Origin of the sequence: Paenibacillus germinis, from assembly GCF_013141785.1 — a bacterium.
In the GTDB taxonomy this organism is placed as follows: Bacteria; Bacillota; Bacilli; order Paenibacillales; family NBRC-103111; genus Paenibacillus_E; species Paenibacillus_E phytorum.
The window spans coordinates 37,836-58,000 of sequence record NZ_WHOC01000170.1; the positions used below are offsets into that span (position 1 = coordinate 37,836).

The window sequence follows — 20,165 nt, forward strand, 5'->3', positions numbered from 1 at the left end:
ATCTTGAACTTCTGAATACTACTAGTTGAAAGGCGGACCCCTTAATTTGAAGTAGGCCCGCTTTTCAATCATGCTATATGCTTTTTACAGGGTTCGGGCATCGCGAAGCAGTACTTTTGCCGCCTCATTCGATATATGCTTGCCGGCTTGAGCCTCCACTTCATGAATGAAACTTTTTACGTTTCCTGTATCGAGCTTTTTAAGCAAGCTTGTTTCTATCCCTTTATTGTCGATCCAACCACTGTTTTTGAATCGATTGACCAGCGCTTTTAAGCTATCCAGGCTTGCGGCGGTTTGGAAACGGAACGTTTTGCTTGTCGTGTTGCCTGCCAAATCGGTGGCCGTAACTATAAGCTCGTGGGTTCCGAGCTCCAGAGTGTACAAGGCAATCGCAGTTCCAGGCTGTACCGGCTTTCCATCCAATACAGCAACCGTCTTCGATGCGTCAATACCCGATATACTGTCGGTTGCAGTAAACTGAGGCGTTACATCCTCGGAGGTAGCGTACGTTCTTTCAACAGGTGCGGCGACCGTAATGCTTGGAGAGGTAACGTCTATGTTAAAGCTAATCGTTTTGGGTGTTTCCGCATTTCCTTCACGATCTGTCGATCTGTAGCTAACACTGTACTCACCGTCCCTGTCAAAGAGGATGGGAGCCGTATATGCCCGCCATGCCGTTCTGCCATCCAGGCTGTATACTGTTTGCGTTACACTTGATGCCGCATCCTGAGCCGTTAGACTTACCGTTACCGGCTGCTTATACCAGCCATTCTGTCCGTTCGGCTGTTCCGGAGAGACAATAGCCGTTGTGACAGGAGGTGTTTGATCGCTGCCAGGTGCTTTCTTGTACTCGAATGTAACTTTTACCGGTTCACTCATAGCGTTGGTTGCCAGCTGCGCCTCATAGGTACCTTCAACATTTCCGGTAAGCGTAAATGCAAACTGAAAGTCGCCTGCTTCGGTAACGGCTGTTTTGCCTTCGTATTGAACATTGCCTTGCGGATCAAGCACTTTCACATTCACATCCGCAAGCTTGCCATTCATGGCCAATCCTTGAATGGTTACATTTTTAGTCGGCGCAACTACTGCCGCTTTAAGCCCGTCAATAGTTTGGATCGTTACTTTCTTCGCAAGATTGTACACGCCAAATTCATAGAAGGAATATCCGTAAAATGTCTCTCTTTGGATGCCTTGGAACTTGATATATCTGGCCTTAACCGGTTCGAACAAAATCGTATTTTTGCCGTCCTGCGCGTTGATGATCCCGTTATTTTCCGCGATGACGCTCTTCCAATTCACGTTATCGTCAGAGACAAGCAGCTTGTAAGTTTTGGCACGGGCATACTCCCAGTCGATGCGTACCGTATCCATCTCGGTCACTTCGCCAAGATCGACCTGGAACCATGTATTGTCAACCGAAATGCTCGACCAGCGTGTGGCAGGGAAGCCGTCGACAGCTTTTCCGGGCGCTAAACTCGATGCTTCAATCGAGGAGGCTTCGGCAGGCTTATCCTGCGCCAAGCTTCCAACCAGAAAGTAGACGCCTTCTTTCAATGTATTGTAAGCTTCTGCAGAAATACCTTGCTCATTCTTGAGCTGATCGAGCGTCGCATTGAAGCCTTTGAGGTATTTTGATACCTCGCCTGCATCCGTGCCTTCAAAGCGCTTCATCAGTTCCAAATGATTGCTCATCGCGCGGACGCCGTCAGCACTCGAGATTTGATTATTTGCCTTGAAATCTCCGACCAGCTTGAGCATGCTGGAAGCATTCATGCCTGCTTGGATCACATAAGCCGTAGTCTTTGTTTTTGTTGCCGCTACCGTGACGGCTAGTTCATGTTTGCCTGCTTTGCCTGCAAGACTAATTTCTGTGCCAGCCGTGTACGGCTTGCCGTCGAATTTGGCGGTTACTTGCGCGAGACCGCTTCCATCATCATTTTTGATCGACCATGTGAATTGGACTTTCTCCGTATCCGGCACAACGACACCGCTTTGCAGCGCTTGTCCGTTCATTTTAACATCAGCCTCGGGCGGAGCCTCGTTATGGACTTGATAAGTGCCTTTGACGAACTGATTCAGCCAGTCGTACATGATACGCGTTGAAGGCGTCCCGCTTACCGCAGTATCATACACGGCATTGTTTCCTTGGTAATAGGCTTTAAAAATGTTTGGTTGCATCAGACCCGTTTCAACGCCGCTGTTCAAATAATCGACAAAGCGTTCGCGGAATACGCCATCGTTCACCATACGATCATCGAATTCAAGCTCATTCGTCATTCCGTATCGTTTGGCAATATTGGAAGCGTCTTTAAGCTTGTCGTACCCCAACTCCTCGAAGAAATAGTTAGGCTGGAACGCTACAGCATCAAACCCAACATCCTTCCACATATAGGCTTTGTAAGCCAGGGAGTGCGGAATCCAGAAGAACTTCAAATTTTTGGCATGAACAATCTCACTAGCCAGCTTAACAGTATCAGGACCAGTAGAGGATGTGCTGATCTGCTCCTCTAACCAGTACATGCCGGCGAGCTCAAGGTTTGAATAATTTTTTGCTGCCCATTTTAACTGCGCCTGATCTACATACCACTGTACAACCTTTGCTCTGTTCTCAAGCGCTTTATCTCTTCCTACATCCGAAACGCTAAAGTTTTCAACTACGCCATCGCCATCAACATCACCAAAGTTGTTCATATACTCGCCCGGATCCGGAATCATCAGGACGACTTTGGTTTTATGGTCTGGCTGATTTAGTTTCGTGCCTACCTCGACCGTTGCGGCATTCAACTGATCCATATCGCCGTTGTTTGCAAAAGTCTTGTTCAGATACCAGCTCCAGTCGCTCATGTTAGCGCTTCCATTAAATCCATGGCCTTCCGGGGTACTCAATCCCAAATAAAGAACACCGTCAAACAGCCAATCCACTGGCTCGCCAGACTTGTTTACATAGCTAATGTTAGGAATAATTTTTTCTTTGCTCCAGTCGCCTTTCCCTCCTGGATAATGACCGTTATAGAGCAAACCGAGATTGCGGATTCCCGCTGTAGCTTCTCCCGCCTGCAAATAACCGACAGGTTCGGCAGGAACAACTTCCGCTCCGGCAAGCTTTCCATCTGCACCCATTATCTCGATCTCATCAATCAACGTCCACGCTCTTGTGTGCATGGAGAAGGTCACTTTCACATAACGTGCATAAGCCATCTGTGCGCCCGGTTTGCTCTTAATGGCGTCACTGCTGCCATCCCACGTATACGTCTCGTCTCTTGGCGGCCCGTCTCCCCACAAAAGCTGCGTTGCATTGTGTGAAAGCAATCCCCAATTCACATTATCGTCAGAGACGTACATCGAAACCGTTAAAGGAACAAGAGCCGAATTCGTTGGCCAATCCTGCAAAAACCGTGCATTGATTTTCGAAATCGATTTAGACTCGCCCAGGTCGAAAACAACTTCGCGGGTCATTTTCTTCACATGTCCTACCCATGCCGGATCTGACATATTCAATGTGCCATGGACTCCGTCCGTCAGCTTCTTGCTGCCATCAGGATGGCTTGCTTCCGGCTCTTCCGACCACTTATAATCCAGCCCTAGTGCAAGATTTCGAATTGCAGGTGCGGGCTGATCTTGTTCCGCTTGTGCTACCGGTAACACAGACAATAACATAACGGCTATGACGGTCATTGCTGCCCATTTCTTTTTAATCCTCATATAATCCTTGCTCCCTCCACGAGTAAATATCCATTAAACCTCATTAACTTGTTGTTCGTTTCAAACTTATTACGGTGAACCTTCCTCCTTTCCGTAACAAAATCACAGTATAAGCGAATAGCAGTGTCTGTACCTATTACATTAAGAAAAATGTCTCGTGATGCAAAGAGACTAGTTATTACTTGTCGTATACATTTGTTTACATTGTCCTCTTGAATGAGCAGTTCTTGCCATCGCCACACGTCAGAAAAAAGCCGTGGGGTACACGGCTTCTCTCATATTGCTTTCGATCGCTACCTAAGGCTTCTACTTCTTCATTCAAGGGCCGCAAAGTTTGTATGGTAAGTCCTGAGCTTCCAGATCGTGAATGCTCGTGGGACACTGTTTAGGATGATCCGGAGTAATAGTCGGTCGCAGTTTCCAAAATATGCATAGTCCAAAGTTGTTTGAGAAATGATAAAAATATTGCTAATAATCACCAGTTCATTTGTGTCGTATACGTTCTAAAGGAGTTGGAATGCCATGTCTACTGAGCAAAATTCAAGTTCTAACAGTACATCTCCTGAAAAAGCACTCAGTGAACCAATTAGCAAATCTTTAGAGAAGAATGAACTCATTTTCAGAAATATTTTTAAAAATTGTTATGATATTGTCTTTCGGCGTATTCAAATTTTCGGACAAATCGATATTTTATTGATTTATTTGGATGGTTTGGTGGATACCAAAGCATTAGATAACACTTTGCTAAAACCTTGGATGTTAGAAACTCCCCGTCCCGGATTTGGGGAGTTAAGCCCCGTAGATTTAATGTTAGAACAACAGCTGGTTTCTATCGCAAAAACAAAAACAACGGAGATAATGGAGGATATTGTTCAAGGTATTTTATCCGCTAGTGTAGTTATCCTGACAGATGGAGTAAACAATGCTGTTATCGCTGAATTGGTGGGCTTCGAAAAGCGAGCCATTGAAGAGCCCTCAGGTGAGACTACCCTTCGGGGTCCTAGAGAGGGCTTTACAGAAACCATTTCTGTGAATACAAGCCTTCTTCGCAGAAAAATTCATAGCACTAAACTTAAGATGGAGTCCATGACCATAGGCAATCTTTCGAATACCACTATTGTCATTGCTTACATTGAAGGCATCGCAAAAGATTCGATCATTGAAGAAGTTCGTAAACGAATCAGTCAAATTGAAATCGACACTGTGCTTGGCGGGAATTTTATTGAGGAGTTCATAGAAGATCACCCGTTCACATTATTCCCACAAGTGCAGAACACTGAACGCCCGGATATTGTTGCCTCATGCCTTGCAGAAAGAAAAGTAGCGATTTTCATCGATGGCACACCTTTTGTACTGATCGTCCCCTGTACCTTATGGAATGCATTTCAGTCGGCCGATGATTATTATGAGCGATTTATATACGCTACCTTTATTCGCTGGTTGCGAATGCTTTTGATTATAATCTCACTATTTTTACCTTCTATTTATGTTGCAATCACGACATTTCATCCGCAATTGTTACCCACTAATTTTTTGCTCAGTATTACATCTGCTCGTGAAGGTGTTCCCTTTCCGGCTGTCATTGAAGCATTATTGATGGAATTTTTATTTGAGGGCTTACGCGAAGCTGGAATACGAATGCCGCGGCCGACTGGTTCAGCAATCAGCATTGTCGGGGCACTAGTTATTGGACAAGCAGCCGTTCAGGCAGGGATCGTATCGGCTCCAATGGTCATCGTTGTTTCCCTTACAGGAATTGCTTCACTCGTCACCCCAAGATTCAGTATGGGAACGGCATTTCGATTGCTCCGTTTTCCGATGCTCATTTTTTCAGGGTTGTTCGGGTTATACGGAATTACAATGGCTTCTATAATCCTTCTCATTCATCTTTCGAATCTGGAGTCGTTTGGCGTCCCCTATTTAAGTCCAATTGCACCATTGACATGGACTGAATTAAAGGATGTTTTAATCCGAGCGCCAAGGTGGAGTATGTATACATTACCATTATCGGGTTCTGCACGAAATAAATTGCGAATTCGCAAAGGTCAAAAACCAAGTCGGAATGAAGGAGATGAAGCAAAATGAAAGTTCGCCCAGCAGCTTGCATTTTTTTGATACTCTGTATCGCATTAACCACAGGTTGTTGGGATCGTGAAGAACTTTCGGACCGAGCATTTGATCTTGCCGCATCGGCTGATCTTAACAAGGATGGGACGTATTTAACTGCCGCTCAATTTATTATTCCCTCCAGAGTTGGACAAAGCTCAACAGGAGGAGCCGGTGGTGAAAAACCTTACTTTATTGAGACGGGTACCGGTAAAAGCACTCTTGAATCCATTCAAAAAGCGCGACAAAAGCTTTCTCGAATCATAACCCGCGGTCATCGACGCAATTATTACATTGGAGAGCATTTAGCTAAAAATGGAATCAAAGATATGCTGGATGCGTTTTCTCGAGATCCGGGCAATCGAATTCGACTGGACATTTGGGTGGTCAAGGGAAATACAGGCTTGGAAGCTTTGCAAGTACCCTACCCTCTGGAGAAAATCCCTTCCGTCGCATCAGTCAAAATACATAAAGCGATTGGAGGTACTACGGGCACATCCTATCTCGACTTTATGATGGCCGCAAGTGCCGAAGGAAGCTGCCCAACTTTGCCTGTAGTAGACATCGTACAGGGTGACTCTCCGCAAAAAACGATCCGTTTTTATGGTCGCGCTATTTTTAACAACGATTATAAATTAGTCGGTTATTTAAATTTTGTTGAAGGCGCTTATCGGCAGTGGATTCTCAAACGAATATCTTACTTTGACTTAGCGGAAAATATTCCCGAAGCAGGTGGGAGTGTTGGCGTCATTGTTACAAAGTTTGGAAGCAAACTAAAGAGCAGCATAACACCGGAAAATAAGGTGAAGATGGAGATAGAGTTAAGTGGACTGGGACATGTTGGAGAGAACAATACGAATTTGGACCTCAGCAAGCAGAAAAATTTGAAACTTGTACAGAACAAAATCAACAAGGAAACTAGCAAGCATGTTCTTGAAATGATTACTAAAGTTCAAAAACAATATGGCACTGATGTATTAGGTTTCAATCAAACTTTGAATCGTCAGCATCCAAGTGAATGGAACAAATTAAAGGGACAGTGGGATACAATTTTTCCAGACATAGAAGTCACGGTCAATGTGAATATGAATTTAAAATATATTGGCTTAGTCGGGCCACCGCTCCAATTTAAGGAAAGTGAGATTAAAAAATGAAAATCTCCGGATATCAGCTATTTTGGCTGATTTTCACGATGGAATTTGGGATGACGGCAATTTTTACCCTCTCGTCCACCGTTTTTCTTGCCAAACAAGACGCTTGGATTTCAATGATCCTCGCAACCCTGATAAGCTTATTTACTACATTTGTTGCAGTTAAATTAAGCCTCCTTTACCCGGAGCAAACCTTTATTCAATACAGTCAGTCGATTCTCGGAAAGTGGCTAGGAAAAATCATACTAATTCCTTACTTTTTGATGTGGCTTTCCATAACCGGAATCGTTTTAAGGGAATTTGCGGATTTTGTCTACCTTGCCTTATTTAGTTCGACGCCACTATGGATTGTTATTCTCTTAATGTTAGGTGCTATCGTATATGTCACCTATAATGGAGGTCTTAGAAGTATCGGTCGTTGCAGCGAAATCATCGGCCCTATTAGCACGATTGGCAGTATTCTCATCATTTTTTTTAGTGTAAATGATTGGGACTGGCATAGATTACTGCCGGTTTATTCCAACACTGGATTTTTACCCATTGTTAAAGGAAGCTTAGGTCCTGCCTCCTTCCTAGGAGAATCCTTTATGGTGGTCATGTTAATAGCCTTTATGTCTAAACCCCAGCGAGCTCTGATCTCTTCCTTATTCGGGGTTGCAGCCGCTTCAGTCGCCGTTTTGGCGATGACAATGATAGTAATTATGGTCTTTGGTCCGAATTTACCGGCTAAACTGATTTATCCTCTTTATTCTGCTGTGACCTATATTTCTGTAATGGAATTTATCCAGAACGTCGATGTTTTGGTTGTCTCACTTTGGATCATCGGTATTTTTATTAAACTATCCCTTTATTTATTCATAACCAGTTTTGGTACCGCACAATTCTTTCACATAAAAAAATGGAAACATACAATTTGGTGGATAGCGCCTATTGTCTTTGTAATTTCACTGCTGCCACGAAACACTAACGACTCCATGAGTTACGCGAAGTTTTGGCTTCATGTGATATTTCCAATAAATATCATCGGCATACCTCTATTATTGTGGATTGTTGGCAGCATTCGTAAAAAAAACATATTACAATAGCATTTTCGCTCCGAATTCTCTCGTTAGTTCGATAAATATTGTTGAAGCGTCTAGTAGATTAAGAGTATCATAATCTAGATTTCCTTACTCTTTTTCTTAGAAGCAATAATTGAAACGAAGTTCATATATTTCCCATCATCCGCTCTCAGTAACTCTAAATTCTCACGCGCATAATCGTTGTAGCACTGATCCATAGATCGGTAGCAAAAACGGTTACGCCAAATTTTTGCGCTAAATAGATAGAGGTAAGTCCAGTGCCACAACCTAAATAGCACTCGCATTCCTTTCTTCAAAGATAAATTTTCCGTCAGCTCCTCGACCATGATAATTGATCTAGGTCCCATCAAATTTGCTCTTATGAATTCCTTGTCATCCAGATCCGTCTGATCTGTTCTATTGAAAGCACCTTCCTTCAGTCTGTAAAAAGGACTACCTGCAACTTTCCCACGAAACAAATGTGTTTTCATTAACTATAGCTCCAACTTAAATTCCTGATCTATGCTCAGTAAAGTTATAATCATTTTTACCAATGAATAACACTTAATTCTTGTTGCTTTAAACTGCTCTTCCCCCAGTATTAAAGGTTTATCTCACCTAAATTCAATCCTTCGCAGGATTTCAACACTTCGGAATGACTTTCAACTTAGAGATGACGCCCATGCTGGGCGTACATAGCAAAGCGCATGCCAATATCGGCATGCGCTTTTATAGCTGCGAAAGTTTTTTATTCTTCTTTAGCTGTTTCTGCATATTTTTTGAAATTATCTAAAATCGCCTGCCATCCGGCTTGCTGCATCTCGATGGCGTTTGTTTCTTCCGCTTCGAAGGATTCGATAATTTGCGTGTCGTTGTCTTGGCCAATAAAAGTGATCTTCACTTTTCTACCGTCGCCAAGCGTATAGGAGATACTCTCGTTCAAGCTCACCTCGTCGTATACGCCGCCGAAATCAAATCCCATGCTGCCGTCCTTGGCTTCCATTCTCGAGACGAATTTACCGCCGGCCCTCAGATCATTCTCGGCGAATGGAGTATGCCAGTCATCGGAAGCCTTACTCCATTGCGTAATATGCTTCGGTTCCGTCCAATATTTCCACACACTTTCGACGGGAGAATGAACGATTGTTTCTACTGTTACCATTGCCTGATTACTTGTTCCCATTATATAACCTCCTGTGTTGAATCTATTATTCTCAAATATTACCATAATCATTCACTGCTGTCGATATGTCTGAAGTGCCGTGACTCTAAAGGTTTCTTCGAAAATTAAACTAGTATGTTGTAAACCGCCAATCTTGTGGCGTTTATTGGCGTTAATATACAATATGTGAAATAGAAAAAATGTTAAAAAATGGTCGGTACCATTCCCCCATCCATACGGATTGGAGAACCTTTGAATGCAGATGCATAAGGACTACATACAAATGTAGTTAGTCTACCTATTTCAATAGGCTTGATGAATCGCTGTATTTCTGATTGAGGTAGGTTTGTAGTCATAAATTCTTTCTCTTTTTCTGAAAAAGTCATATCTTCATTAGGGTACAAACCCTCAATTATTTGATGCACATTTTCAGAGAGAGTTGGTCCTGGCATGATCGTATTGACTGTAACTTCTGTTCCTCTTGTTAATTTAGACAAGCTTTTTGACAATGATAATAGCATTGATTTAGTCATACAATACTGAGGCATTTGTCCTGAAGGCATAATTGCTTCTTCACTCGCAATAAAGATAATGCGGCCATAATCATTTTTCAACATTTTAGGTAAATAAAATTTAGATAATCCATTTGCAGCAAGAACATTAGTACGGAAGTATTTTTCCCATACTTCATCGTCAACGTCCTCATATTGCATTATTTCATAAATACCCATATTGTTAACCAAAATATCAATATTGGGGTATTTTTCAAATAAAGCTTCTCTTTGCCCAATATCCACAATATCGGCTGTAGCATTTTGAGGAGAGGTAGCGGGGAAATCTGACTTCATTTCATTTACAGTTCGTTCTACCTCTTCATAATTTCGTCCATTAATTAGTACATTAACACCCTCTTTGGCAAGTTCAATGGCAATTGCTTTACCTATTCCTTTCGTTGATCCTGTAACTAAAGCTGTTTTATTGTTTAATCCCATATCCATCATACATTTCTCCTTTTCATTGTGCTCCGGATAGGGATTATATTACCTGGTCTGGATTGTTCAGTAACTAGCATATTGCGCCAAAGTTCTTGTTTAACACGCCAAATGATAAAATTCAGTAAATACTTGCACCTAAATGTTCAGTACGCCAATTTGTAGGAGTATCACCTTCCCAAAGGCGGAAGGCGCGGTAGAACGAGTTCTGGTCTTCATATCCAATCAAGAAAGCCACTTCTTTAATATCAAGCGAGGGGTCTGCCAAGTACTCTCGTGCCTGCTCATGTCTAGCTTGTGTCAACAAATGCTTGAAACTCGTGTTATCGTCAGTAAGCCGGCGCTGCAAGGTACGATCGCTCATCCCCAACTCCTTCGCGACAGACTGAATGTCGGGGCGCCCTCCTGTGAGGCTACGTTTCATGATCCACTTGACCATCTCGGGTATTGAGCGGCTGCGCAGCTGTTCATTGAGCGATCGGTCCAGTACGGGAGTCAGAATCTCCAGCAACTCTTCGTTGTACGAGACAAAGTGGCGGTCCAGATCTCTTCGATGTAGCGTCAACCGGTTACATTTTGCACCAATCCGGATCCGGCAGCCGAAGTAAGCTTCAAGGGCTTGTACATCGCCCATTGCGTGCGAAAATTCGACGAAGCGCGCCGTCAAAGGTTGACCTGTTCCCCGGCGCCCAAGCTCCAAAAGAAATGCCAGCGTGATACCAACCAGCATCGACGGAACGAGTTGCTCGTTATCCAGCCATTCCAGTTCGATTGTGCAGTGCTCGCCCTCCTCGGTGATCCGTAAGCTTTCGGGGGGGCACAGTTGTTTGTACCGAGCCATTCGGTTTAGAGCGTCGCGGTAGTCACGAGCGTGGTAAGTCGCTAAGACTGTTGGTGGGTACTTCGCTGTTTCAAAGATGGTCGCAAGCTTGATGATTCCTTTGGCAGTGTCTCCAATAAGATCGGAATAAGCCTGCCAGATAGCGAAATATTGGGCTGTGGTGACTACTGGTTCAGTAATAATGGTGAGCGGCAGTCGTGCTTTGCGAGCTACGTCGTGAGCGGCAATCCCTAATTGACGTAATCCTGCCCAAAATCCTGGCGGGATTTTAATACGGTCAGAGGTATGAGACTTCATACATATGGGCCTCCTTAACTACTAGAAAATGACATTTTACTTGCCAATTACGTCGAATCTTAATTATACATAAGAATACTCTTAAGTCCGTTAAGGTGTCTACATTAACGTAACAAGTTGAGCAGCTTCATAAAAGCAGTGAAGGGCTGCCACGCGGCAGCCCTTCATGTTTAAATATCGTTCCCCATTACAGCTAGTAATCAACTGGGGATGGTCTAGATCCGTTTTTAGTCTTCATGCGAGACCAGGTTGCCGCTTGCCAAGATTTACTCCTTCTTCGCTCTCGGTGTACTTTTGAAGCCGATCGACTTGTGCGTTCCGTCGCAGAACGGCTTGTTGCCGGATTCTCCGCACCGGCACAACGAGAACGATTCTTTGTGCTCGAACGGATTGCCTTCTGCATCCACCAGCTCGACCGGCCCCGTCACCCGAAGCGATCCGTTGTCGTTCACTTTAATTGTCACTTTGTTTTCGTCTGCCATTAGTTTGCCTCCTATGTACGATAGTTAATATACAAGTATATCCAGCAATCACCAGAAAAAGACGAGCCAATTGTTCACTTATGGCAGATCGACACAACAATCCTGCTCATTACTTTAGTTAAGTTACTACCTAAGATTACAATCCCGAATATGGTAAATTTAATTGACTAGGCACCTCTCCCGGGAAATTTGTAATACATAAATCAAAATTATACTCATTTATTTTAAAATGAAGTTCGCCGTCACCATTACTTTCGTACATAATATTTTCTTCCTGTAAGCAAGTTTTGACTTCTTCAATGAAAATGGAATTTGTTACTCCAAAACTAACATTCATCGTTGGTGTTAAAGCAGACATTGAAATAGGAATCCATTTTCTTTTCTTTGAAGGAATAACGGCATGTGCTGTTCCCCCAATTGCGAAAGTAAAGTTATCAGATACCTTATCAAGTTTGAGGTTGAGAATTCTAACTAACAATTCTCTGAAATGAATGACACTATCTACTGGAAATCCAGTTTCTCTAAGATAAAGTATTTTTAAAGGACCCCTTGGAGGTAAAATACCTTCCTTTACATAATTATGAGTAATGATTTCTAGTAAATTCCCGTCTCCGTCTCGAAAATAAACATTTTTCCCTGTCTCAAAAGCGTCCACAATTCTGCCATCTGGCCACTTTAGAAGTGGAATACGTTCCTTATCGATCCACTTTACTACATTTTCAAATTCTGAATAAGGAACCTCGAAGGCAAAATGTGCTGGAGCTATTGGGTCTGCTGTTTCCTTGAATCCTAAGGTAAAATATTCTGTCGGTAGAAAACGTATTTCGTCATCTGATTCATAAATAATCGGGAAGCGTAACAGATCATGGTAATACTGCTTAACACCTTGCACTGAAACCGTATTTAACTGTAATCGAGCAAAATGAGTAATCATGTTTTTTCACACCCTTGTATTTTCTGGTTTATTTTACCATGTTTTAGATGTCCGATGGGTGATGATTTTACACTAACTCTTCGTTAAACTCCCTTTTATTTCAATGAAAACAAGAAAAGGAGCCGCTTCAAAAGCAAGCTCCTCACTATTGTTTCCGTTGGCGACATTCGGCAATAGTCATTCAAGAATTTTGCACAAAATGTTTGTATAAGTTGCTAACGATGGAACATGAATGCAAATGAGTCCTACAAAGGTTTAATCAATAGTTTTACTGATCTTATTGAAAGCATTAATTAATTCATCGAGTTCCATCGAACAATGAAGACATCTCGGGTCTGAAAGACCATATGTTCTAGCGTATTTATTTAATTGTTGCCGTTTCTCGTAAATAGCCTGATCGATTGCTGAAAGGTTGTCCGCAGCTTGTTCATGCAGCGCCTTTGATAGCTGCCGCTTCAAAGGAATCTTTCCCATGGATTTGTATTTTTCATATGATATACACTCCTTCTCATCTTGTTTAACGACGAGTGTGAAGAAGGTATATCGAGGTGGTTGAGCTGGTGGCGGCTTCGACCATTGATTCGCACTAAAAGGCCGGGAGTGTTCATAGTTTTGGTTCTTTATTTTCGGAGGAGGCAAAAGAATATCAGGAAAAAGAAAACCTAGACCTCCAAAGAACGCGCTGCTTCCAGCAACGAATGATGCGCCACCGCCCGTTGAACCGTTTCCTGTATAAAGAGTCAACGGTGCGGAAAACCAAGCACTCGCGGGATCCGTACGAATCGGCGTTGCTTCTGATGTTCCCGTCTGGTTCTTCGCGGCCTTTTGTGGCTCGATCAGAGCATTCACTTCCGCCGGAACGGGCAATGATAATCCGAGCTTCAGCCTCGGTAAGCCCGCGAGAGGATCAGGAGCTCTGGTCGTGGTAACCGGAGATGATTTGCTTCCTGAACCGTCTTTCCACTGAGCCGCTGCCGGAGTTAACTTGACCGGTGCATCGGATACATTACCGATCACTTGAAACGGTCTAGCGGTAGGACTTTCATTCCCACTCGTATTGAAGTGCAGATTCTGGGCTCCGTCTGTTCCGGTAAGGGGTTCTTTCTTTCCTACGTCAGCCTTTTCTCCCTCAATCAGAGGGAGATTTGACTGGCTCGTGCTCGGCACTGGGATATCCGTCACAGGCGTTTTCACTTGAACGACCGGGTTAACTACCTTGATTTGGGGTGCTGGTATCGGCGTCAATGGAACTACAGCCTGAACCGCAGGCGTCTTTACTTGCACGATTGGCGTGTCCACTTTTGCGGCAGGCAAGTTTACCGACACCACCGGTATCCCATCAGTGGATACTTCCGCCTTCACTGATGGAACGTCCACATTAATCAAAGGTGTATCAACTGAAATGGAAGGCGTTTTCACTAACAGATCGGGAAGCAGACCTAGTCCGGAGGTTTTCTCCGGAGACGGAGTCGAAACTGGTGGCAAAGACGCGCTCGAATCTTTCGCCTGATCGGTGGAAGATGGAGCCGTCTTTCCGTTGTCGGGCAGAACGTTGGATACAACGGGAATGTTCGATACCAATGACGTCAAACTATTTTGTTCGGTAACCGCTTTCAGTGAATTCTCAGCCCCGGAGTCTTCACCAACATGCTTGGCTGAGTAGACTGGGTCCCCTGTTAGGTTCTTCAGCGACTCGAATAGAGCGGCCTCGGCTATGTGGGGATACGCATTCTGCTGTATAAACGCCAGAACGAGTACGATGCATAAACTTCCAAACCAGATCGTTCCTTTCGTTCCTGAATGCTTTGCAAACATGCTGTTTCTCACCTCCTTCCCGGCCAAATTAGGTGGGAAACGGATTCTTGACATCGTCCACGTGATAACCCTTTCAGATCTATTGACACTTGAAATCAGGCATTTGTTACAGACATGCACACAAAACTGCTTCCAAAAGTTTATTTCAACCCCGAAAGATACTGCCTCTTAGTGAGTGCAATTGTTCCCACAATTAATACTTTGTATCCATTAAATGGATTATGTATATAGTTCGATTCATTAATAATTTTTATTAGGGTACAGTGCATTCAAACTGTGATCTATTGGGTGAGTTCACATCTGAGCTAGAGTGAGTATCAGTAATCATATCGAGGGAGCGTAATGACCTTATCACATATTTATGATAAGGAACCCCCTAACTTCTCTTAAATACTGAGTTTGCCGTTTCTGTCGTATTCTTTGCCTCACCATGCCCTGCACCGAATAAGTTCAAAACCACAACTCCAATCACGATTAAAGCAATGCCTATAATGCTTCCTGTATTTATTTTTTCTTTCCAGATCAGTACCGAAATAAGCGCCGTGGCAACAGCTCCTACCCCTGACCAAATGGCATAAGTCATATTTAAGGGAAGTGTTTTGAGAGCTAAAGAGATAAAAAAGAAAGAGATAATAAACGCAACGATAGTGAATAAGCTTGGATATAATTTAGTAAAACCTTCAGAAGCCTTAAGCATTGAAGTTCCAATCAGTTTGGTAAAAACGGCAGCCTTGGAAAAATAAGTTTTAGACATGTGGTATGTCGAACAAAAAAAGCAGTCCAAAACTTAAATATTAAAGTTCTAGACTGCCATTATTATGTTGAACTATCGTTTCCGGAAGGCTATACTGCCCCTTCACTTTTTTGAGGATACCATTTTTATAGTGTATGCAGATTTTTTTGCAAATGTTATTTGAAGTATTCGCGAATTGATAGATTCGATTCAAATTGAACAATTCCAAAATTTCGTGTTATCTATGAAGATTTCGCATGATTGATGACGGTTTCGATATAGGCTTTAAGAGTTTTAATGAAGGTGCGCATGGCGTATCCGACATATCTGTCACTGCGGTAGATTAGACAAATGTCCTGAGAAGGCGTAGGATTCCGCAGGTGCAGTACCTTTATGTCTTTATTTTGAAGAGTATCCAGCAGCAATCGTGGTAGTACACAAGCCCCAACTCCACTCTGTACCATCTGGAGGAGGGAGGATAACGTTGTTGTCACCATATGAGGTTGCAGAGTAAACCCCTTATCCATGCAGTAGCGGTCGATCAGCTTGCGACATTGATGGTCGGGCGGGAACATGACCATGTTTAAGGCATTCAGCCTATTCAATGGGATGAAATTCTCAGTGGCAAGGGGATCATTTGTACTGACGGCCAATGAAAACTCTTCGTGAAATAGAGGAATTGATGTGAGCCGTTCATCGCTAACGGGCCCGATCGTTACACCAACATCGATGCTGCGGTCCAGAACTTGTTCTGTTATTTTCGTGGTTTCCAAAAGAGAGAGCGAAATGGTGGGATAGGTCTGATGGAAGTTCAGCAGTAAGGCATTGAACATGAGATCCGCATCACCGGGCAAGACACCAATGGATAGCGATCCGCCTTGCATTTGCTTCAGGTCAGCAATGGCATCGCTCGCTTGCTGCAGATGCCCGAACACGGCCGCACCATGTTCTTGTAAAATCGCTCCGGCTTCTGTGAGGACAATTGTTTTTCCCACTCGATCGAACAAGAGAACGCCTAATTCTTCTTCCAATCTCCTTATCTGTTGGCTGATGTTGGGAGCGCTGACTCCCATCTTATCGGCGGCTCTCGTGAAGTGAAGTTCTTCACAAATCGCCATAAAATACTGTAGTTGTTTTAACTCCATAGCTCACACTCGCTTTCAAAAGCATCGCTGAACGCATGTTCAATAATTATTGTTGCTTCATCTTCTCCCACTGTCAATGCATAATCGTTAACTTATACTTAACGTTCCGGTAATTCAGACTGCATTGATGGAACAAACCATGAAACTTATACTAAGAACATATCAAACGCTTCTCAATTCAAAGGAGGAAAACAACATGTCAGAAATGATTATCAGCACGTCAAAAACAGTACGTCAAGTGGCGCTTCACCAGGTGCAGGCGATCCCAGAGGAACTATTCGACATTCAAGCTGTTTCCTATAATAACACGATTCGCTGGAACGTTGGACACATGATTTATTGGATGGATGCCTACATGATGCTTGGTTTCTCGAAGAAATCGGCCATTCCCGCAAGTTACGCATCGTTCTTCAACTCCGGAACAGCGCCGGCAAACTGGACCAACACGCCTCCATCGAAGGAAGAGCTCATCCAGCAGCTGTCAGCTCAACTTAGCCAACTATCTGAGTTATCCCCCGAGAGTCTGGAGCTACCGTTCGAAAAGCCGCTGCAATTTGGACCACTCACGTTTAATAGAGCGGGAGAGCTGCTCAACTTTGGAATAGTCCATGAAGGGATGCATCTTGCAACCTGCGATTGCTTACTTAAGGCCATTCAAGGTAAACACTAATACGAGTGCGAACGTGAACTAAATAAGCCGGAGCATGGTTGAGCGATGCTTCGGCTTATTGCTGAAAAACCGCGTAGCAGTAAGCCTCCGCGGTTTTTTCAATTGATGTAAATATTTATTTTATGATGGGAAGAGTATACTTTTGTTGCCCTTCTATACAAGTTATTGTTCAACGGAATCATTCAATGTTCTTGAATGGTCAACGGATTCAATGTCAGAGTATACCGTTTTCCTATCACCGTTAGAAATTCACTCCTAACCAAAGCATCGATATGAACGCTGCAAAGTCCTCCAGAATGAGAATAAATCTCCGCTTGAACAATTTCGCAATTATTCCAACTTATGTTCACCTCGAAGCCTCCACGTGCCCTTAGGCCTTTAACGAAGCCTGTCGGCCAAGCATCGGGTAGAGCAGGAAGCAAGTGAAGATAACCTTGATGGGATTGCAGCAGCAATTCAGCTATTCCTGATGCTGCGGCAAAATTACCATCAATTTGAAACGGAGGGTGAGCATCAAACAGATTCGCATAAATACCGCCAGTTTGATAATTTTCTGTATCATCTTTAACAAGCCTAAGCAGATTGGCAATTAGGCCATGCGCCCGGTTTCCATCTCCAAATCGGGCCCATAATCCCACTTTCCAGCCGAGACTCCATCCCGTCCCCTCATCTCCGCGCCTATTCAGGGATTGCTGCGCTGCAGCATATAGCTCTGGTGTTGTATGTTGTGTCAACTGACGGCCAGGATAAACGCCGAATAAATGGGAAATATGCCTGTGATGCTTATCTTCGTCCTCGAAATCCTGGGACCACTCCTGAAGCTGGCCATATTTGCCGATTTGCATCGGAAATAAACGACTTCGCGCATCGTCCAATTCTTGATGGAAGTCAGCATCCATTTGCAAAATTTCTGATGCTTCCATACAGTTCGTAAACAAATCCCAAATGATTGACAGATCCATGGTGGCTGCCACGCTAACGCCGGCTTTTCCTTCTGCGGTCACAAATTTGTGTTCAGGAGAAGTAGATGGCATGGTAATCAATCGGCCAGAACCGTCATCTACCAACCAATCCAGGCAAAAAAGCGCTGCTTCTTTCATAATAGGATAAGCATAATTGCGCAAGAAAGTGTCATTTTTGCCAAATGCATAGTGCTCCCATAAATGCTGTGTTGACCAGGGTCCCCCCATCGGCCATAATGCCCAAACGGGATCTCCATTACCATAATCACCTACAGGTGAGGCTTGGCACCAAATATCCGTATTGTGATGTGCCGTCCAGCCACGAGCCCCATAATGTACATCTGCCGTTTTCGTTCCGTTCTGCGACAATCTTCCGATAAAACTAAGAAAAGGCTCATGGCATTCCGCAAGATTGCAGGTTTCTACCATCCAATAATTCATTTGTGCATTGATGTTAAGCGTATAGTTGCTGCTCCACGGCGGCCGTATTTCTTTATTCCAGATGCCCTGCAAATTAGCCGGTTGCGTGCCTGGACGAGAGCTAGCAATCATCAGATAACGGCCATAATTAAAAAAGAGTTCGACCAGTCCGGGATCCTTGGCCCCATATTCGGATATCCGCTTTTCAGTCGATATATCGGCTGGCGCAATGGTTTCACCCAAACTAAGCTCTACCCGATTAAATAGTGCTTGATGGTCCTCAATGTGTTTGCGTCGCAGTGAATCATACGATTGCGCCTTCACCAACTCTAGCCCTCGGGCGACAAGAGGCTCAGGATCCTTCCCCTGCCTGCCGGGGGATTTGTCATAACCGTTAAAGCTAGTCTCTGCCACGAAATAGAGAGTGACTCCTGTAGCTCCAAGAATATGCATGCCGTCATGATCGACTTGCAGCTTACCGTCATCCAGTACTGCCCCTAGACGCGCTTCAAAACGTATAGCTTCTGCAGTTATAGGATCACCAAATACAACCGGATTGTCAGTGGCATAGTAATTTGGATCCACATGTTCAGGTGCAGTTCCCTTAAGCAGCAGATCATTTCCAAATGTATCCGTTCGGTAATGGAGCTGACTATCCAGCCTAATATGCAGGTTCAACATACCCGGTTTGCTTGCTTGCAAACGAAGCACAATCACTTGGTCCGGATGGGAAGCAAATATTTCCCTGCTGTATGTAACATTGCCAATCCGATATTCTACACGCGATATTCCTTCTTGAAGAGATAGGCTCCGGTGATAAGATTGATAAAGATCCCCGTGATCAAACTTAATGTGCAAGTCGCCAAGCGGCATATAGGATTGCGTGTACGGACCCAGCATTTCCTTACTCAGCCTATCTGCTTCTATGAATTTACCATCCATGAGAAGACGGCGGACTTCTGGAAGTACTTCTTTGGCTTTGGGATTGTTGCCGTCCTTTGGGGAACCGGACCACAACGTATCTTCATTGAATTGCAAATGTTCATTCATCACCCCGCCAAATATCATGGCACCGAGTCGGCCATTACCAATGGGCAGCGCCTCTGTCCACTTTTCAGCTGCAGAGAAATATTGAATTTTCATTTTTCTATCTCCTCACATTACTGGATATATGCAAAGACTGGAGCATAACCTGTCGCATACCGTTTTTTAATTGGTATTCAACATGATTCTCCTTCTGCTCAATGCGCTAGTTGCCCCTCTCTGATAGCGCTTACTATATTTATACTACAGGATTCAATTTTCTAATAGATACACTTCGGAATTATACGTACATATTTCCGTTTTAACTACAACCAAGGTTTTGTCTATTCCGCTGTGGTCTGCTCTTCCCATGGATACCTAAGTCGAAAAAAAGTAAACGAGTTAATTGCTGACAGATATAATAGGTCATGAAATAAGTCCATCATTCTAGAGGAGGAAATTCATTATGGAGAACCCTTTCTATCATAGGTTATCCCCAGCCCCAAAACATGGAGGCTTTCACATGGAGGATTATTACATTTGGTGCGGTTCTGCGATTCAAGGAGGTTATCTTCGAAAAACGGGATCGTTCCTACTTTGATGCACTTAATCAGCATAACCCTTCTATTAAATATTCGAATGGTACATATTAACTCTATTATTTCGGAA

At 43.7% G+C, this 20,165-nt stretch carries 15 protein-coding genes; 4 read left to right on the forward strand and 11 right to left on the reverse strand.

Features of this window, described 5'->3' with window-relative positions; genetic code table 11:
- Positions 1–84 precede the first annotated feature (84 nt).
- A complete protein-coding gene (locus GC102_RS33250) occupies positions 85–3,702 on the reverse strand; it encodes a DUF4855 domain-containing protein (RefSeq protein ID WP_171693294.1) in 3,618 nt (1,205 codons plus the stop codon).
- 522 nt (positions 3,703–4,224) lie between these two features.
- Here GC102_RS33250 and GC102_RS33255 point away from each other — a divergent pair.
- From GC102_RS33255 to GC102_RS33265, 3 genes are read left to right on the forward strand one after another with little or no spacing between them, the layout of a single operon-like run.
- Complete coding sequence (locus GC102_RS33255; RefSeq protein ID WP_171693295.1) at positions 4,225–5,787, forward strand: spore germination protein; 1,563 nt, start codon at positions 4,225–4,227, stop codon at positions 5,785–5,787.
- Entirely contained in the window at positions 5,784–6,962 is a 1,179-nt protein-coding gene (locus GC102_RS33260; RefSeq protein WP_171693296.1) for a Ger(x)C family spore germination protein, read from the forward strand. The genes GC102_RS33255 and GC102_RS33260 overlap by 4 nt, the downstream gene beginning before the upstream one ends.
- Entirely contained in the window at positions 6,959–8,044 is a 1,086-nt protein-coding gene (locus tag GC102_RS33265; RefSeq protein WP_171693297.1) for a GerAB/ArcD/ProY family transporter, read from the forward strand. The genes GC102_RS33260 and GC102_RS33265 overlap by 4 nt, the downstream gene beginning before the upstream one ends.
- A gap of 74 nt (positions 8,045–8,118) precedes the next feature.
- On the opposite strand, the gene GC102_RS39805 is transcribed toward GC102_RS33265, so the two are convergent.
- The 9 genes from GC102_RS39805 to GC102_RS33310 all read right to left on the reverse strand — a co-directional run bounded on the left by GC102_RS39805 (position 8,119) and on the right by GC102_RS33310 (position 16,421).
- A complete protein-coding gene (locus GC102_RS39805; RefSeq protein WP_246321260.1) occupies positions 8,119–8,511 on the reverse strand; it encodes a hypothetical protein in 393 nt (130 codons plus the stop codon).
- Positions 8,512–8,768: 257 nt separating this feature from the next.
- Positions 8,769–9,203, reverse strand: coding sequence for an SRPBCC family protein (locus tag GC102_RS33275; protein WP_171693298.1), 435 nt, complete (start codon positions 9,201–9,203; stop codon positions 8,769–8,771).
- 182 nt (positions 9,204–9,385) lie between these two features.
- Positions 9,386–10,180 carry an SDR family NAD(P)-dependent oxidoreductase gene (locus tag GC102_RS33280; RefSeq protein WP_171693323.1) on the reverse strand — a complete coding sequence of 265 codons (795 nt, stop codon included), beginning with the start codon at positions 10,178–10,180 and terminating at the stop codon, positions 9,386–9,388.
- Between the two features lie 115 nt (positions 10,181–10,295).
- On the reverse strand, positions 10,296–11,312 hold the full coding sequence (locus GC102_RS33285; RefSeq protein ID WP_171693299.1) for a helix-turn-helix transcriptional regulator: 1,017 nt from the start codon (positions 11,310–11,312) through the stop codon (positions 10,296–10,298).
- A gap of 266 nt (positions 11,313–11,578) precedes the next feature.
- Positions 11,579–11,794: a CDGSH iron-sulfur domain-containing protein gene (locus GC102_RS33290; protein WP_171647833.1), complete on the reverse strand. Its 216-nt coding sequence runs from the start codon at positions 11,792–11,794 to the stop codon at positions 11,579–11,581.
- Between the two features lie 136 nt (positions 11,795–11,930).
- Entirely contained in the window at positions 11,931–12,728 is a 798-nt protein-coding gene (locus tag GC102_RS33295; RefSeq protein ID WP_171693300.1) for a VOC family protein, read from the reverse strand.
- 255 nt (positions 12,729–12,983) lie between these two features.
- The gene (locus tag GC102_RS39810; RefSeq protein ID WP_246321261.1) at positions 12,984–14,543 is read right to left on the reverse strand and encodes a Spo0E family sporulation regulatory protein-aspartic acid phosphatase; all 1,560 of its coding nucleotides are present in this window, start codon (positions 14,541–14,543) and stop codon (positions 12,984–12,986) included.
- Between the two features lie 376 nt (positions 14,544–14,919).
- On the reverse strand, positions 14,920–15,297 hold the full coding sequence (locus GC102_RS33305; RefSeq protein ID WP_171693301.1) for a DMT family transporter: 378 nt from the start codon (positions 15,295–15,297) through the stop codon (positions 14,920–14,922).
- Between the two features lie 221 nt (positions 15,298–15,518).
- Positions 15,519–16,421, reverse strand: a complete 903-nt coding sequence (locus GC102_RS33310; RefSeq protein ID WP_171693302.1) for a LysR family transcriptional regulator — start codon at positions 16,419–16,421, stop codon at positions 15,519–15,521.
- 196 nt (positions 16,422–16,617) lie between these two features.
- Here GC102_RS33310 and GC102_RS33315 point away from each other — a divergent pair, with 196 nt between their 5' ends.
- Positions 16,618–17,091 carry a DinB family protein gene (locus tag GC102_RS33315; RefSeq protein WP_171693303.1) on the forward strand — a complete coding sequence of 158 codons (474 nt, stop codon included), beginning with the start codon at positions 16,618–16,620 and terminating at the stop codon, positions 17,089–17,091.
- A gap of 182 nt (positions 17,092–17,273) precedes the next feature.
- Here the strand turns inward: GC102_RS33315 and GC102_RS33320 are convergent, their stop codons facing one another.
- Positions 17,274–19,616 carry a glycoside hydrolase family 95 protein gene (locus GC102_RS33320; protein ID WP_171693304.1) on the reverse strand — a complete coding sequence of 781 codons (2,343 nt, stop codon included), beginning with the start codon at positions 19,614–19,616 and terminating at the stop codon, positions 17,274–17,276.
- Positions 19,617–20,165 lie beyond the last annotated feature (549 nt).

Excerpts from the sequence above, each read along its gene's own strand:
- GC102_RS33250 (WP_171693294.1), bottom strand. The coding sequence starts at position 3,702 with ATGAGGATTAAAAAGAAATGGGCAGCAATGACCGTCATAGCCGTTATG.
- GC102_RS33255 (WP_171693295.1), top strand. The coding sequence starts at position 4,225 with ATGTCTACTGAGCAAAATTCAAGTTCTAACAGTACATCTCCTGAAAAA.
- GC102_RS33260 (WP_171693296.1), top strand. The coding sequence starts at position 5,784 with ATGAAAGTTCGCCCAGCAGCTTGCATTTTTTTGATACTCTGTATCGCA.
- GC102_RS33265 (WP_171693297.1), top strand. The coding sequence starts at position 6,959 with ATGAAAATCTCCGGATATCAGCTATTTTGGCTGATTTTCACGATGGAA.
- GC102_RS39805 (WP_246321260.1), bottom strand. The coding sequence starts at position 8,511 with ATGAAAACACATTTGTTTCGTGGGAAAGTTGCAGGTAGTCCTTTTTAC.
- GC102_RS33275 (WP_171693298.1), bottom strand. The coding sequence starts at position 9,203 with ATGGGAACAAGTAATCAGGCAATGGTAACAGTAGAAACAATCGTTCAT.
- GC102_RS33280 (WP_171693323.1), bottom strand. The coding sequence starts at position 10,180 with ATGGATATGGGATTAAACAATAAAACAGCTTTAGTTACAGGATCAACG.
- GC102_RS33285 (WP_171693299.1), bottom strand. The coding sequence starts at position 11,312 with ATGAAGTCTCATACCTCTGACCGTATTAAAATCCCGCCAGGATTTTGG.
- GC102_RS33290 (WP_171647833.1), bottom strand. The coding sequence starts at position 11,794 with ATGGCAGACGAAAACAAAGTGACAATTAAAGTGAACGACAACGGATCG.
- GC102_RS33295 (WP_171693300.1), bottom strand. The coding sequence starts at position 12,728 with ATGATTACTCATTTTGCTCGATTACAGTTAAATACGGTTTCAGTGCAA.
- GC102_RS39810 (WP_246321261.1), bottom strand. The coding sequence starts at position 14,543 with ATGTTTGCAAAGCATTCAGGAACGAAAGGAACGATCTGGTTTGGAAGT.
- GC102_RS33305 (WP_171693301.1), bottom strand. The coding sequence starts at position 15,297 with ATGTCTAAAACTTATTTTTCCAAGGCTGCCGTTTTTACCAAACTGATT.
- GC102_RS33310 (WP_171693302.1), bottom strand. The coding sequence starts at position 16,421 with ATGGAGTTAAAACAACTACAGTATTTTATGGCGATTTGTGAAGAACTT.
- GC102_RS33315 (WP_171693303.1), top strand. The coding sequence starts at position 16,618 with ATGTCAGAAATGATTATCAGCACGTCAAAAACAGTACGTCAAGTGGCG.
- GC102_RS33320 (WP_171693304.1), bottom strand. The coding sequence starts at position 19,616 with ATGAAAATTCAATATTTCTCTGCAGCTGAAAAGTGGACAGAGGCGCTG.